Source organism: Parabacteroides sp. AM58-2XD (assembly GCF_003463685.1).
Taxonomy (GTDB): Bacteria; Bacteroidota; Bacteroidia; order Bacteroidales; family Tannerellaceae; genus Parabacteroides; species Parabacteroides segnis.
Genome location: NZ_QSDP01000029.1, coordinates 32,063 through 45,939 on the forward strand (window position 1 = coordinate 32,063; position 13,877 = coordinate 45,939).

The window sequence follows — 13,877 nt, forward strand, 5'->3', positions numbered from 1 at the left end:
ATTTGTTTGACTTGTTTATAAACTTTGAAGAAATTTAATAAGAGCTTCACGGTCATCTTTACTCATACGGGCGAATAATGTGCGGGATGCGGCTCCTTCGCCGCCATGCCACATGATGGCTTCCGTCAGGTTGCGTGCCCGTCCGTCGTGCAGAAAATAGCTATGACCGTTGACCACTTCCTGTAATCCCAGTCCCCATAACGGTGTCGTACGCCATTCGTTGCCGTTTGCTATTCCGCTTGGATAATCGTCACCCAGTTCCACTCCCATATCGTGAAGCAAATAGTCCGAATAGGGGTGAATGATTTGATTGCCGAGTTGAGGTAGTTCTGTATTGTTGAGCAAGACGGTTCCTCGTGGCCGTGTCTTTAGGGTGGTTACATGGCAAAGGTGGCATTTAGCCTGATAGAATAGTTGCTCTCCTTTTTTTACAGTAGCGTCGTTAATGTTGCGACGTGCCGGTACACCTAAAGTTTGCAAATACAAGTCTACATCTTCCATATCCTCGGTCGAAACCTGTACGCCCGACATGGCAAATCCCATCATATTGCTTTGTCCTTCGCCTACTTCATGCGGGAAACGGTCGTTCGTTACACCCAGATCGGAAGAAAAACCGAGTTCAACAGTCAGATCCTGATGGTTCGCCTTGTTTCCGGAAAGACCGATCTGTTTTTTCCCTTTTTCCGTTACATAATTGAGTCGTCCGCTAATACCATATTCCGGATAATTACTTTTTGCTGCAATTTGTTTCAGTAAATCCAGATCGAGTGCCATCATTTGTCCCATTCCAACATGGCGTAGGGGTTGGCGGACAGATATGCGTATATCCGACATCGGGATACTGTCGGCGTACCACTCTGTGACCTGATAGTGAGGCGTCATCAATTCGTATTCTTCACCGTCAGGAAATTTGTATTTTTGTGCCGATGTTGTTATCTTAAGACGTCCTTCCGGCTTTGTACCATAAATGGCCTGGTCGTGCAAGACACGCCCGTAGTCAGGGAAGTAACCTCCGCTTTTGCGGGAGATGTAAATCAGCATCGAAGAAAAACCGGCTCCTGACCCGCCATCTGCTATGGCAGGACGTGTTCTACCGGTACTTTTGTGGCAGCTTCCACAGGAATATCCGGCATATAGCGGACCTAAGCCACCTCCGGATACATTTTCTACGCCACGTGCGTCGTCATATAGTCCGTCGCCGCTGTTAAAACGTTTTTCCAGTTCTCCTGTCACCCACTCTGCCTGAGAGTCATAGGCGTCCGGCGCATTGGAAAAAATAGTAGAGATACCGGCAGAGAGTTCTTCGGGGGATGCTACCTGGCCATTCGGCTTTTTGACTAGCCAGTTCTCGATATCTTCCGTTTCACAACTGCAAAGCAAACATCCGATAATAGAGAAATATATGAGTAATCTCTGTTTCATTTTATTGGTTATTGATATATAGCTTAAATGCAAAAGAGGGGAGGAACCTTTTTGTTATAAGGTTCCTTCCCGATACTTATATTATGTTTGTGTTATTCGGCAGAAAGCTTGGCACGGATTTTTCCTAATCCGTTTGTCAATTCCTTGCATGCATCCGTCGCAGCCTTGATTTCTGTTTCAGCTCCCAGATTGTTACGGAATGGACGTGGCATGTCTTCTATCGCTTCAATTGTTTTGTCGATCTGTACAACCATCAAGCTATCCAATGTCGGGTTTATAACCTTGACCAGTGCATGCAGACTATTGGCACTTGCATTCTCTTTATCCAGGTCACGGCCTCCGAAGTATGAGTTTTTGATGCTGACAATATTGTTTGCATAGTCATCGATAGAATTCCAGCTATACCATGATTCTACGGCTAATACTCCCGGGTTGTTCGGGTCTGATGCATCTTTGTTACTGCCATTCCATTTATCAACAGGGTCCTGGATCTTTTGAGTTCCTACCTCGTTGGAAATACCAGCCATACCGTTATCCCCGTTTAATATTGTTTCAATGGCCTGGTAAACAGTACTTAACCCTGTATAAGCCGAACCGTCATGTTTTTTCATCGCATCCCCGTAAGAAGTTGGTACGTTGATATCTCCTAAACCTTTGTCCCATCCATTATATAATGCTGTAACATCTTTCAGCATGTGTTTAGATACAATTTGAAGATATTTCTTTTCATTGTCACTGAAAGGTGATTTCGATATTTGACGGGGATCACCGTTATCGAACAACATTCTTTCTGCTGTGTGGAAGCCACGAAGGTTTTGAGGAGCATCGGCAGGTGCGTCTTCGTCGTCATCAACATCACCATCTACATTACTAAAATCTCCGGACTCTATAATTTTATCAATCCCATTTTTATCCAATGGCCAGCTATCCAAGCTTGGATCATACAAACCTTTATCTGCGACACCGAAAAGAAAAGCTTCCGATTGTTCCCAAGGCACACGGGCAGCACGCCAGGCGGAACATGCATCGGAGAGGTCATTTTGACTATTAGATGCTACGAATTTGTCTACGGCAGCAGTATAAGCAGTCATTTTGTCTAATAAATCCTTATAGGTCGGTAATACAACATGATCTACGTATTGCGTAACAGTCGCACTCATTTGTGCTTCTGTCGGTTTTGTACCTGTGTCATTAGGCAAGAGGTCAAAAGTCCATCCCTGAACATTGTTGTCGGGATCGTCGTCACCGCAAGAAAAGAAACTCAATGAAACTCCCATTAATAAGAGGGGAAATAATGTACTCTTTTTCATCTTTCAAATTCTATTATAAATTTATACTTTCTCTTTTTATTTTTTTATGAACCAGCCTATATAAGCAATGCCTATAGATGCCATGTTTTGGCTGTTGTAATCGCCTCCACCTACAATTTTGTGGGTATAGTCTGCTTTTATAACCAGATTGGGGAGTGCATAATAATTTAAACCTGCCGTTATGAGGCTCTTTTCCAGACGTTTGTCTGCAACTTTGACATTACCTCCTTTTTCCATTTTGTACATGGGACTGTAAAATTCGTAACGTACAAACGGATAAATCTTAGGTGCTTTTTTTCCACAGAAAGAACCAATGTTATAGCCAACTTCACCTCCATAGCTTATGGCATTTTTGGCTACGGTTGATTTGGGGTAACCGGAAGCATTGGAAGAACCATTGTTTATGCTGGTCAATGCATCACTGTCCTCCAGATTGCCATATATGATGTTGGCACGAGCAATTAAATTGTTATTCACGCTTTTGTATTGAGCATCTGCCGAAAATATCGTAACCGGGAATTTATACTTACTGTTTCTTGTGGGTTTGGTTCCGTTTTTAGCCATTTGGTCGTAATAGAAAGAGGCTCCGACGCGTAGTCCCTGGAATGCCTTTACTCCATTATAGTTGACGCGTGCTACAAATGCCGGGCTTGTGAAATTGCTGATTTCGAAAGCGCCCTGAGTCGCTTTTCCTGCCCAGTTTTCTGTGCGGAAAGCCTGCGGGTCAAGACCGGAAACCAATTGTAATTCATAGTCGAAATTACCTAAGTCACCAAACAGCGCAACGCCTGTTTCATGCCAGGTGGAAGGCAGGATGGTCGTTTCACCCTCCGGACGATATACCCCGAAGAAATTCAATGGTTCATGATGCGCATTCGTTAATCCGACAGGAACGATCATGTGACCGAAGCGGAAATTTAAATGTTTATTCATTAAATAAGAAATATGAAATTGTTCGAGAGCTACTTCACCGCCCTTTTCAATTTCGGTTTCATATTCACCATTTTCTTCTTTCCATTCGATTTCCCGGGCAGCTCCGGTTCCTCCATATTCAAATTCGATTTCGGAACTTAACACCCATTTTGGGGAAAACTTGTAGTCAAACGCTAAAATAAAACGAGGTATGGATATTTCTCCTCTGTTTCTTTTTGCTGTTCCGTTGGCTGTTGTCCAATTCCAATCGTAATCTAAGTAACTGGCAGCCATCTCCCCATAACCTCCGAAACGAAACTTTTGATAATCATCGTAGACCTCTTTTGCTTTAACGGTAGAGTTCATATCGCTTTCTTGAGCTAAAACCGGGCAGCAAACACATATCGCTAACGTAAGGAAATTCACTAATCTTTTCATGCCTTTTTAAAATTTTTGGCAAAATTAGCTTGTGTAGGAAGCCTACGCAATCGCATATAGTAGGTAAAAAGTGGTTGAACTTACCTAGTTGTAGGTATTTGCTTTACTGACCTGGCATTACTTCCGGTTATATAGATTGTATTTTATCTGATTCTTGTTCGCGGAAAATAAAACCACTCCGGGAATCTTTATCCTTTGATTATATTTATATCTTTGTCTGTAATATTTATTTATTCAATAATTGTTCTTTATGTATTTAACAGATATCGAATAATTATTCAACAATTGTCAAACGAATAAAGAATATCTGTCGAATGAATAAATTTTCAAGACGAAGAATTAGATTTTTGAGGAAGCATATTGATTCGTCAAAAAGAAACAAACAATATTCAAATGACTAATAATTAATACTATGAGTGCATACTATGACCTGTATGAAACGCCTTCTCCCAAAGGGAAAGATGGCAAGAAATCGCTGCATGCCCGTGTCTGTCCGATAAAAACCTATACGCAGGAAGAGTTTATTAAACATGTGGCTGCCTTCCAACTTCTGCCGAAGAATCAGATTGCCGGGGCACTTACTGCCATTATCGATGACCTTTGTGATCTGCTTGCCGATGGGTACACCGTGGAAATGGGGGACCTCGGATTCTTTAGCACTTCATTGAAATGCCTTCAGGAGACGGATGACGAGAATGATAAAATCAGAGCGGAATCAGTTACCTTTCAAAATGTGCATCTGAGAGTCAGCAGCAAGTTCCGTAAAAGAATCAAACATGCGATGAAGTTCGAACGCGTGCATTCCCTTACACGAAAACAGAAAAAAATTACCTCTACCGTGGAAGAGAGAAAGAAAAGGCTGGTGTCTTTTCTTAAAATAGATATCTGTATCACTCGAAAGGAATATATCCGGCTGACCGGATTGACACCTTATGAAGCAATGAAGGAACTGAACGATTTTATTAGCCAGGGTGTTCTTCGCCGTCGTGGGGTGGCAGGTCTGTGGTATATGTTGCGGGGGAAAATCTGAAGGTTGAATAATTATATAGGTAATATTTTACCCTGTAATCCCTATTTATGGTTAGAAATGAGCTCGTTTTACATATATATAGGTATTGCCAATGCCTTTCCGGGGGTTTACCTTTGCCGTATCAATTAAGTTTTACTATTAGTATAAATCGTCCTGACCAAAATCCGATTTGTTGATTTTTATGTACACCTATTATTTAAGGTAAATACCCATGGAAGGGAGTTTTTTTATTGGTTGTCCCTTTCATATATAAAACTGAGCCATCCTGTGAAGAATGGCTCTTTTTTGTTTATCAAAGAAAGCAATTTTCGCAAATATTGTTTATTCCAATGATCAATTTTCCCGATTATAACACAGAATAGGTAGTAGGAAGCTCTTTTTATACTATATAATAGGTATTGTGTACTCCCCTTGACGGCTCTATCTTTGCAACATAGAAAAAAAGTAACACTATTAGTATAATCGCTATATCAAAACCTTTTGCTAATTATGTAAGCATATAAGATGATTAAACGTGTGTCGGAAATTTTTTATTGGTTGTTTCCGACATAAAAAAGGGACTCTCCTGTGAAGGATGGTTCCTTTTTTATTTACGGACGGCGGGAAAAGAAAGATATTACTGCCTTGCATTAATTAATAATAAATGTATCAGACATTTCAGATGGATTAGTATCTTTGTATAAACGTTTTAATAGATATAAACTATGACATCAGAAAAGCAACAGGTTGATATGAAATATAGCCTGACCGACATAACAACGGAACCATCGGATGAACAGTTGTCTCAGCTGATGAAAGAAGTTGCTGAAGAGGCTAAACAGAAAGCAGACAAAGCTAATTCAGAATTTTTTCATAAAATGCAGGAGTATATTCGTGAACAGAAAATAAAATTTGCTACTCGTAATATCAACTTGAATAATGCATAAACCGGTATTAATAATTATAGCGGGGCCTAATGGATCCGGTAAAACTTCTATCACGTCGAAAATTATTAAACATGACTGGATGGAAGATAGCATATATATTAATCCTGATAATATAGCACAGGAAAAGTTTGGAGACTGGAATTCATCTGAAGCTGTAATGAAAGCAGCTAAATACTCGGAGGAACTAAGGGAACAATGTCTGAAAGAACGGAAAAGTTTGATTTTTGAGACTGTGTTATCTGTTTATGACAAGTTAGACTATATCTTGCGTGCAAAAGAGGCTGGTTTTTTTATCCGGCTATTTTTTGTCTGTACAAGTTCACCTGTCATTAATGCGTCTCGTATTGCGGGAAGAATTCTGGCCGGAGGTCATGATGTTCCAATTACAAAGATTATATCCAGATATCAGAAATCGATTATGAATTGTGTTATTGCATCTAAATTTGTAGATCGTACTTATGTTTATGATAATTCAAAGGATTTCAATGAAGCTCAATTACTATTCAGATTAACCGAAGGTAAACTGGAGAAACAATACGTTGATGTAATACCTAATTGGGCAAATTCAATTCTTACTTAGACATATTCTCGACGTGACGTAATCGAATATCTATGCCACCAAGAAAAAACCGATAGTTGTATTATTGATCATGCCTTCTTTTTATTTTTTTGATATTATTTATAATCCTTCCTGTTTGATACCTATATCAGGCGATACGCGGCACTATATCTACCGTTTTAGTAACTATTTGTAGGGATTTTGGCCGTTGGGAATACATGATGTATTTGTTGATTGTTTCGCATGCCATATAAATAACGTACCTTTGCATCGAAATTAAAACCGAAGAAAACAAAATAAGGTATGAAGTTTGAAAACGAGAACTGGGCGCAGTTCAAAGGCGAAATTTGGAAAAGAGAGATTAATGTAAGGGATTTTATCCAGAACAACTACAAACCTTACGAAGGGGACGACTCTTTCTTGAAAGACTCCTCAGACAAGACGAAGAAAGTTTGGGATAAATTGACCGAAATGTTTAAGGTTGAAAGGGAGAAGGGTGTTTACGACGCTGAAACAAAATATCCTCAAGGTATAGATACTTACGGACCAGGTTATATTGACAAAGAAAACGAAGTAATTGTCGGCCTGCAAACCGATGCTCCTCTTAAACGTGGCATTTTTCCGAAGGGTGGTATCCGCATGGTGGAAAACAGTCTGGAAGCATATGGCTACAAACTGGACCCGATGACAAAAGAAATCTTCACGAAATACAGAAAGACGCATAACGAAGGCGTATTCTCCGCTTATACAGATGAAATGCTTGCAGCACGCCGTTCCGCTATCATCACCGGCCTGCCGGATGCTTACGGACGCGGACGTATTATCGGTGACTACCGCCGCGTAGCACTTTACGGTACGGAAATCCTGATCGCTGAAAAGAAACATTATCTGAAAAGACTCGATATACAGGAACTGACCGAAGAGATCATCCAGAGCCGTGAGGAAATATCCGAACAAATCAAGGCGCTGAAGGCTTTCGAAAAGATGTGTGCCGGTTATGGTTTCGATGTGACTAAGCCTGCAAAGGATGCACGCGAAGCGGTTCAGTTTGTCTATCTGGGTTATCTGGCTGCGGTGAAAGACCAGGATGGGGCTGCTATGTCATTGGGACGTACTTCTACTTTCCTCGATATTTATATTGAAAAAGATATCCGTGAAGGCAAGCTGACGGAAGAAGAAGCTCAGGAGCTGATCGACCAGTTTATTATCAAACTGCGTATCGTCCGTTTCCTTCGTACTCCGGAATATAACGACCTGTTCTCCGGTGACCCTGTTTGGGTAACCGAGTCTTTGGGCGGACAGGGTGTCGACGGCCGTTCATTGGTGACGAAGACGTCTTACCGTTATCTGCATACATTATATAACCTTGGCCCGGCACCGGAACCCAACTTAACGGTACTGTGGTTCAACAACGCTCCTGAAAACTGGAAACGTTTTTGTGCGAAGGTTTCTATCGATACTTCCGCTATCCAGTATGAGAACGACGACCTGATGCGTCCGGATTATGGAGATGATTATGGTATTGCCTGCTGTGTGTCTCCGATGAAGATCGGTAAACAGATGCAGTATTTCGGTGCACGTGCCAACCTGGCTAAATGTTTGCTGTATGCCATCAACGGCGGCCGCGACGAAAGATCAGGTGTACAGGTGGCTCCGAAGTTTGAACCGATCACCAGCGAATACCTGGATTACAACGAAGTGATGGAGAAATACGAACAGATGATGCGTTGGCTGGCTAAAGTCTATGTGAACGCACTGAAGATCATCCATTACATGCACGATAAATATGCGTATGAAGCATTTGAGATGGCTTTGCATGACGGTTCGGTAGAACGTATCCGCGCAACAGGTATTGCCGGCCTTTCTATCGTTGCCGACTCATTGGCTGCTATCCGTGATACGAAAGTAAAAGTGATCCGCGACGAACGTGGCCTGGCTGTCGGTTTCGAACGTGAAGGCGATTATGTTCCTTTCGGTAACAATGACGATCGTACAGATAGTATTGCTGTCGACATCACTGAAAAGTTCATGGAGTATCTGCGCCAGCACCAGACATACCGTAATGCAACTCCGACACAGTCTATCCTGACTATTACGTCTAATGTCGTATACGGAAAGAAAACAGGTGCAACTCCTGACGGTCGCGAAGGCGGTACGCCGTTTGCTCCGGGTGCCAATCCGATGAACGGACGTGATACCAAAGGAGCTATCGCTGCACTAGCTTCTGTCGCTAAGCTGCCGTTCCAGCATGCACACGACGGTATTTCTTATACATTCGCTGTTTCTCCTGCAACGTTAGGAAAAGAACGTGATATCCAGATCGCTAATATGGTCGGCCTGTTAGATGGTTACTTTACTCCTGACGGCGGACAGCATCTGAATGTGAACGTATTCGACAAGGAGCTGTTGCTTGATGCTATGGAGCATCCGGAAAACTATCCGCAGTTGACAATCCGTGTATCGGGTTATGCAGTAAACTTTGTGAAACTGACACGCGAACAGCAGCTGGATGTGATTTCAAGAACAATCAATCATTCTTTGTAATTGAAAGTTGGAAATTAAAGGAAACATACATTCACTAGAGAGTTTCGGGACCGTTGATGGTCCCGGAATTCGTTTTGTTGTTTTTATGCAGGGGTGTCCGCTCCGTTGCCTGTATTGCCACAATCCGGATACCTGGGATAGCAAAGGGCTTGCCAAATATCAGATGACGCCTGAAGAATTATTGGCTGAGGTTTTACGATATAAGAACTTTATCGCCAAGGGAGGCGTGACTGTTACCGGGGGAGAACCCTTATTGCAAGCTGAATTTCTCAGGGAGTTTTTCTGTCTTTGCCGGGAAGCCGGTATTCATACGGCGCTCGATACATCCGGCTATATCTGCACACCGAAAGCCCTGGCGGTTCTGGAATATGCCGACCTGGTCTTATTGGATATAAAAACCATCGATCCTGAACTGCATCCACGTCTAACGGCCGTGAAACTGGATAATACGTTACGTTTCCTGGACGAACTGGAAAAACGCGGTGTCCCGGTTTGGATACGCCATGTCATTGTGCCCGGACTGACGGATAATGACGAAACCTTGGATAAACTGGCCGAATACATCAGCCATTATACGGTTGTACAGAAGGCGGAACTTTTGCCTTATCACACGATGGGTGCTTATAAATACGAGGCACAAGGTCTCGACTACAAACTGAAAGAGGTAGAACCTTTATCGGCCGAACGCCTGGCAAATGCCAAAGAAATATTTAAGAAGCACGGTATCACGGTGTAACCTTATTCTGACGGCTCCCGAATGATCTTTACCGGCTGTCTGCGAACTTTGTTAACAATGCGTACACTATCGCTTTCGACACTGCTGACATCTCCTTGACAGTTGGTGAAATAGACATAATGACCTTCATCCTTGAAACGATATACTTTACAACCGTCATGCTCGAATAAATATTCAACCTTGTAACTGGGATTATTATCAGGAGCCACTTTGGATATTGGCTTTTCAGTAATACAGGAAGGAAGACATATGATACCTGACAGTAATGTCACAGTCGAGAGTATAATAAAATTCGTTCTTTTCATATTCTTTTTCTTTTAGTCTGTTTGTGGCCAAAGGTAACTTTTTATTGCTGTAAAAAACTTAGTTTTGTTCTATATTGTTACTCAAATAAAAACAGGAATAAATTATGGAACAACATTATCACGATCATCACCACCACGAAATAACCTCTTTGAACAAGGCTTTCATTATAGGTATCTCCCTGAACCTGGCTTTTGTCGTAGCTGAATTTACGGCTGGCTTCTGGTATAATTCATTAGGACTTTTGTCGGACGCAGGGCATAACCTGGGAGATGTAGCCAGCCTGGTACTGGCTATGCTGGCTTTCCGGCTGGCTAAGGTGCACCCGACTTGCAGCTATACCTATGGATATAAGAAAAGCACTGTACTCGTATCTCTTCTGAATGCGGTCATCCTCTTGGTGGCCGTCGGTATTATTATTGCTGAAAGTATAGGAAAACTGCTGCATCCGCGTCCGGTCGAGGGTGATGCGATCGCTTGGGTGGCAGGTATCGGAGTCGTTATAAATGCACTTACGGCATGGCTTTTCATGAAGGATAAGGATAAAGACCTGAATGTAAAAGGTGCTTACTTGCATATGGCAGCCGATGCACTGGTATCGGTCGGCGTGGTTGTCTCCGGAATTGTTATTGCCCATACCGGATGGTATATCATCGACCCGATTATCGGATTGTTGATTGCGATCGTTATCATTGTTTCTACCTGGGGACTGCTGCGCGACAGTATCCGTCTCTCTCTGGACGGTGTACCGGCGGGAACGGACATCGATAAGGTGGAAAAGACGATACATTCGGTTGAAGGCGTTGAAGGCGTCCATCATCTCCATATCTGGGCGATCAGTACGACCGAAACAGCACTTACCGCCCATGTTTCCGTTGCGGATATTTCAGAAATGGAACGTATCAAACAGGAGATAAAACACGACCTTCAGCATGTGGGAATCCAGCATGCTACACTCGAATTTGAAACGTCGGGATTCAAGTGTGATGGGCGCTGTTGCTCAGACTAAAACAAGTATATTATAAACCTGATTTACTGATACTCAAAGATTTTGTCTATGACTGTATAAAACCTTTCGATTGGATTTTTTGTTCTTACCTCGAATCGGCAACTTATCTTTGCACCAGTAACAAAAACAAAATAGTAATAACGATTAAAATAAAAATTCTATGGAACCTATTATCAATTCACAAGCACCCGAGTTTAAAGTTCAGGCATACCACAACGGTAGTTTCAAAACTGTAAGCAGCGACGACATCAAAGGCAAATGGGCGATTTTCTTTTTCTACCCGGCTGACTTTACATTTGTTTGTCCGACCGAGTTGGTAGATATGGCTGACAAATATGACCAGTTCCAGGCAATGGGTGTAGAAGTTTACTCTGTAAGTACAGATTCACACTTCGTACACAAAGCATGGCACGATGCTTCTGAAACGATTCGTAAGATCAAATACCCGATGTTGGCAGACCCTACAGGCGTATTGAGCCGTGCATTCGGTGTAATGATCGAAGAAGACGGTATGGCTTACCGCGGTACATTCCTGGTAAATCCGGAAGGAAAGATTAAGCTGGCAGAAATCAATGATAACGGTATCGGCCGTAACGCCGACGAACTGCTTCGTAAAGTAGAAGCTGCTCAGTTCATCGCCGAACATCCGAGCGAAGTTTGTCCCGCCAAATGGAAAAAAGGTGGCGAGACATTGAAACCGAGCATTGATCTGGTCGGTAAGATCTAATAGTAAAACAGGAGGGCCGGCAACACATTGTCGGCCTTTTTTTGTTTAGCAAGATTTAAGCCATTCTATAAGTAGGAAGGCTTGATTATTACAGGTTCATTTGCCGTCTGCTTTAGCTGACGGATTACAGGCTGTCTCTCTTTTGGCTTTAGCCACATTTTTTTATATCCTGAAACATAAGAAAATGGGACTAAAGTCCAAAGATATATTCCATTATTAAGTCCGTCAGCTAAAGCAGACGGCAAATGAACCTGTAATAGCTAAGTCTTTTGACAATGGAAAAGCTATTTATAATTAAAATAAAGGATTCAACTATGTTAGATTCATCAATGAGAAATCAGTTATCCGGTATCTTTAGCGGATTGACGAACGAATATATATTTGATATACAAGTTTCTCCTGAACATGAAAGCAGGAAGGAATTATTGGAATTGCTGAACGATGTGGCTTCCTGTTCCGATAAGATCACCGTACAGGTGGCAGACGGTGAAGGCCTGGAGTTCTCTCTGCTGAAAAACGGGGAAAAGACCGGTATTAAATTCCGGGGCGTTCCCAATGGACACGAATTTACTTCGTTGCTGCTGGCTATCCTGAACAGCGACGGCAAAGGCAAAAATATTCCCGACGAAAGTATTTGTAACCGTGTGAAGGCTCTGAACGGCCCGGTCAAACTGACTACATACGTCTCTCTGACCTGTACCAACTGTCCTGACGTTGTACAGGCTTTGAATGTCATGGCTACGCTGAACCCGGAAATCTCCCACGAAATGGTGGACGGTGCGATCAACCAGGAAGAGGTTGCTGCCATGAAAGTGCAGGGAGTACCTTCCGTATTTGCCGACGGTAAACTGATCCATGTAGGTCGTGGAGACTTTGGCGAACTGCTTGGCAAACTCGAAGCGCAGTATGGCGTGAAAGAGGAAGATCTGCCGGTGGTAGAAAAGAACTACGATGTTATCATCGTCGGCGGAGGTCCTGCCGGAAGTGCGGCAGCTATCTATACTGCCCGTAAAGGTTTGGCGGTGGCTGTTGTGGCCGACCGTATCGGCGGACAGGTGAAGGAAACTGTCGGTATCGAGAATATGATCTCTGTTTCGCAGACGACGGGGCAGCAACTGGCTCTCGACCTGATGTCGCATATGAAAGATTATCCGATCGATATCCTTGAACACCGCCGCATCGAGAAGGTGGAAGTGGAAGGACGCGAAAAGCTCTTGACAACTTCTACCGGCGAAAAACTGATAGCCCCGGCCGTTATCGTAGCAACCGGAGCCAGCTGGCGCAGACTAAATGTCCCCGGAGAGTCCGAATATATCGGACGCGGTGTCGCTTTCTGTCCGCATTGCGACGGTCCGTTCTATAAAGGCAAGCATGTGGCTGTTGTTGGCGGCGGAAATTCAGGCGTTGAAGCGGCTATCGATCTGGCAGGTATCTGTTCAAAAGTGACGCTTCTCGAATTTGCAGATGAGTTGAAAGCGGATCAGGTCTTGCAGGATAAGGCTAGAAGTCTTCCGAACGTGGAGATCTTTATGCATTCCCAGACGATGGAAGTATTAGGTAACGGTGAAAAAGTGACCGGTATCCGTATAAAGGACCGTAAGACAGAGGACGTTCGCAACATCGAACTGGATGGCATCTTTGTCCAGATCGGCCTGGCAGCCAACAGTGGTCCGTTCCGTGAGGTGGTAGACACGAACCGTCAGGGTGAAATCGTGATCGATAGTCATTGTCGTACAAGCGTTCCGGGTATCTATGCGGCCGGCGACGTATCGACTGTCCCTTATAAACAGATCATTATTTCGATGGGTGAAGGGGCCAAAGCAGCCCTGACAGCTTTCGAAGACCGGATGCGGGGAATGTTATAAGCCGCAGAACTTTCCGGAAGGCATAAAAAATAATACCCGGGTATAAATCGATTCAGAAACGTTTCTATGTCGGTTTATATCCGGGTATTGCATTTG

Annotated in this window: 12 protein-coding genes; 8 read left to right on the forward strand and 4 right to left on the reverse strand. The window is 43.1% G+C overall.

Annotated features, from left to right (window positions below; all coding sequences use genetic code 11):
* Positions 1-15: 15 nt before the first annotated feature.
* The 3 genes from DXA15_RS09220 to DXA15_RS09230 all read right to left on the reverse strand — a co-directional run bounded on the left by DXA15_RS09220 (position 16) and on the right by DXA15_RS09230 (position 4,082).
* A complete protein-coding gene (locus tag DXA15_RS09220) occupies positions 16-1,422 on the reverse strand; it encodes a di-heme oxidoredictase family protein (RefSeq protein ID WP_128133849.1) in 1,407 nt (468 codons plus the stop codon).
* Positions 1,423-1,514: 92 nt separating this feature from the next.
* Complete coding sequence (locus DXA15_RS09225; protein ID WP_128133850.1) at positions 1,515-2,732, reverse strand: imelysin family protein; 1,218 nt, start codon at positions 2,730-2,732, stop codon at positions 1,515-1,517.
* A 36-nt stretch (positions 2,733-2,768) separates the two neighbouring features.
* Positions 2,769-4,082: a hypothetical protein gene (locus DXA15_RS09230; RefSeq protein ID WP_009859728.1), complete on the reverse strand. Its 1,314-nt coding sequence runs from the start codon at positions 4,080-4,082 to the stop codon at positions 2,769-2,771.
* Between the two features lie 412 nt (positions 4,083-4,494).
* On the opposite strand from DXA15_RS09230, the gene DXA15_RS09235 reads away from it, so the two are divergent.
* From DXA15_RS09235 to pflA, 5 genes are all read left to right on the forward strand, one after another.
* Positions 4,495-5,112 (forward strand): DsbA family protein, encoded by a 618-nt coding sequence (locus DXA15_RS09235; RefSeq protein ID WP_128133851.1) that lies wholly within the window; start codon positions 4,495-4,497, stop codon positions 5,110-5,112.
* 704 nt (positions 5,113-5,816) lie between these two features.
* A complete protein-coding gene (locus DXA15_RS09240; protein ID WP_128133852.1) occupies positions 5,817-6,038 on the forward strand; it encodes a hypothetical protein in 222 nt (73 codons plus the stop codon).
* Positions 6,031-6,618 carry a zeta toxin family protein gene (locus DXA15_RS09245; protein WP_128133853.1) on the forward strand — a complete coding sequence of 196 codons (588 nt, stop codon included), beginning with the start codon at positions 6,031-6,033 and terminating at the stop codon, positions 6,616-6,618. Before DXA15_RS09240 ends, DXA15_RS09245 begins: the two co-directional genes overlap by 8 nt.
* Before the next feature lie 282 nt (positions 6,619-6,900).
* A complete protein-coding gene (pflB, locus tag DXA15_RS09250; RefSeq protein ID WP_128133854.1) occupies positions 6,901-9,141 on the forward strand; it encodes a formate C-acetyltransferase in 2,241 nt (746 codons plus the stop codon).
* Positions 9,142-9,154: 13 nt separating this feature from the next.
* Complete coding sequence (pflA, locus tag DXA15_RS09255) at positions 9,155-9,877, forward strand: pyruvate formate-lyase-activating protein (RefSeq protein WP_128133864.1); 723 nt, start codon at positions 9,155-9,157, stop codon at positions 9,875-9,877.
* Positions 9,878-9,879: 2 nt separating this feature from the next.
* Here pflA and DXA15_RS09260 read toward each other — a convergent pair whose 3' ends face one another.
* Positions 9,880-10,182 (reverse strand): DUF4884 domain-containing protein, encoded by a 303-nt coding sequence (locus DXA15_RS09260; RefSeq protein WP_128133855.1) that lies wholly within the window; start codon positions 10,180-10,182, stop codon positions 9,880-9,882.
* A 104-nt stretch (positions 10,183-10,286) separates the two neighbouring features.
* Between DXA15_RS09260 and DXA15_RS09265 the strand changes: the two genes are divergently transcribed.
* From DXA15_RS09265 to ahpF, 3 genes are all read left to right on the forward strand, one after another.
* Entirely contained in the window at positions 10,287-11,189 is a 903-nt protein-coding gene (locus DXA15_RS09265) for a cation diffusion facilitator family transporter (protein ID WP_128133856.1), read from the forward strand.
* A gap of 160 nt (positions 11,190-11,349) precedes the next feature.
* Positions 11,350-11,916, forward strand: a complete 567-nt coding sequence (ahpC, locus tag DXA15_RS09270; protein WP_009859723.1) for an alkyl hydroperoxide reductase subunit C — start codon at positions 11,350-11,352, stop codon at positions 11,914-11,916.
* A gap of 314 nt (positions 11,917-12,230) precedes the next feature.
* Entirely contained in the window at positions 12,231-13,781 is a 1,551-nt protein-coding gene (gene ahpF, locus DXA15_RS09275; RefSeq protein ID WP_128133857.1) for an alkyl hydroperoxide reductase subunit F, read from the forward strand.
* The last annotated feature ends 96 nt before the right edge of the window (positions 13,782-13,877 follow it).

Bases quoted from the DNA above. Each gene is read 5' to 3' on its own strand.
- pflB (WP_128133854.1), top strand. From the start codon at position 6,901: ATGAAGTTTGAAAACGAGAACTGGGCGCAGTTCAAAGGCGAAATTTGG.
- DXA15_RS09260 (WP_128133855.1), bottom strand. From the start codon at position 10,182: ATGAAAAGAACGAATTTTATTATACTCTCGACTGTGACATTACTGTCA.
- DXA15_RS09235 (WP_128133851.1), top strand. From the start codon at position 4,495: ATGAGTGCATACTATGACCTGTATGAAACGCCTTCTCCCAAAGGGAAA.
- DXA15_RS09230 (WP_009859728.1), bottom strand. From the start codon at position 4,082: ATGAAAAGATTAGTGAATTTCCTTACGTTAGCGATATGTGTTTGCTGC.
- DXA15_RS09220 (WP_128133849.1), bottom strand. From the start codon at position 1,422: ATGAAACAGAGATTACTCATATATTTCTCTATTATCGGATGTTTGCTT.
- ahpC (WP_009859723.1), top strand. From the start codon at position 11,350: ATGGAACCTATTATCAATTCACAAGCACCCGAGTTTAAAGTTCAGGCA.
- ahpF (WP_128133857.1), top strand. From the start codon at position 12,231: ATGTTAGATTCATCAATGAGAAATCAGTTATCCGGTATCTTTAGCGGA.
- DXA15_RS09265 (WP_128133856.1), top strand. From the start codon at position 10,287: ATGGAACAACATTATCACGATCATCACCACCACGAAATAACCTCTTTG.
- DXA15_RS09240 (WP_128133852.1), top strand. From the start codon at position 5,817: ATGACATCAGAAAAGCAACAGGTTGATATGAAATATAGCCTGACCGAC.
- DXA15_RS09225 (WP_128133850.1), bottom strand. From the start codon at position 2,732: ATGAAAAAGAGTACATTATTTCCCCTCTTATTAATGGGAGTTTCATTG.
- DXA15_RS09245 (WP_128133853.1), top strand. From the start codon at position 6,031: ATGCATAAACCGGTATTAATAATTATAGCGGGGCCTAATGGATCCGGT.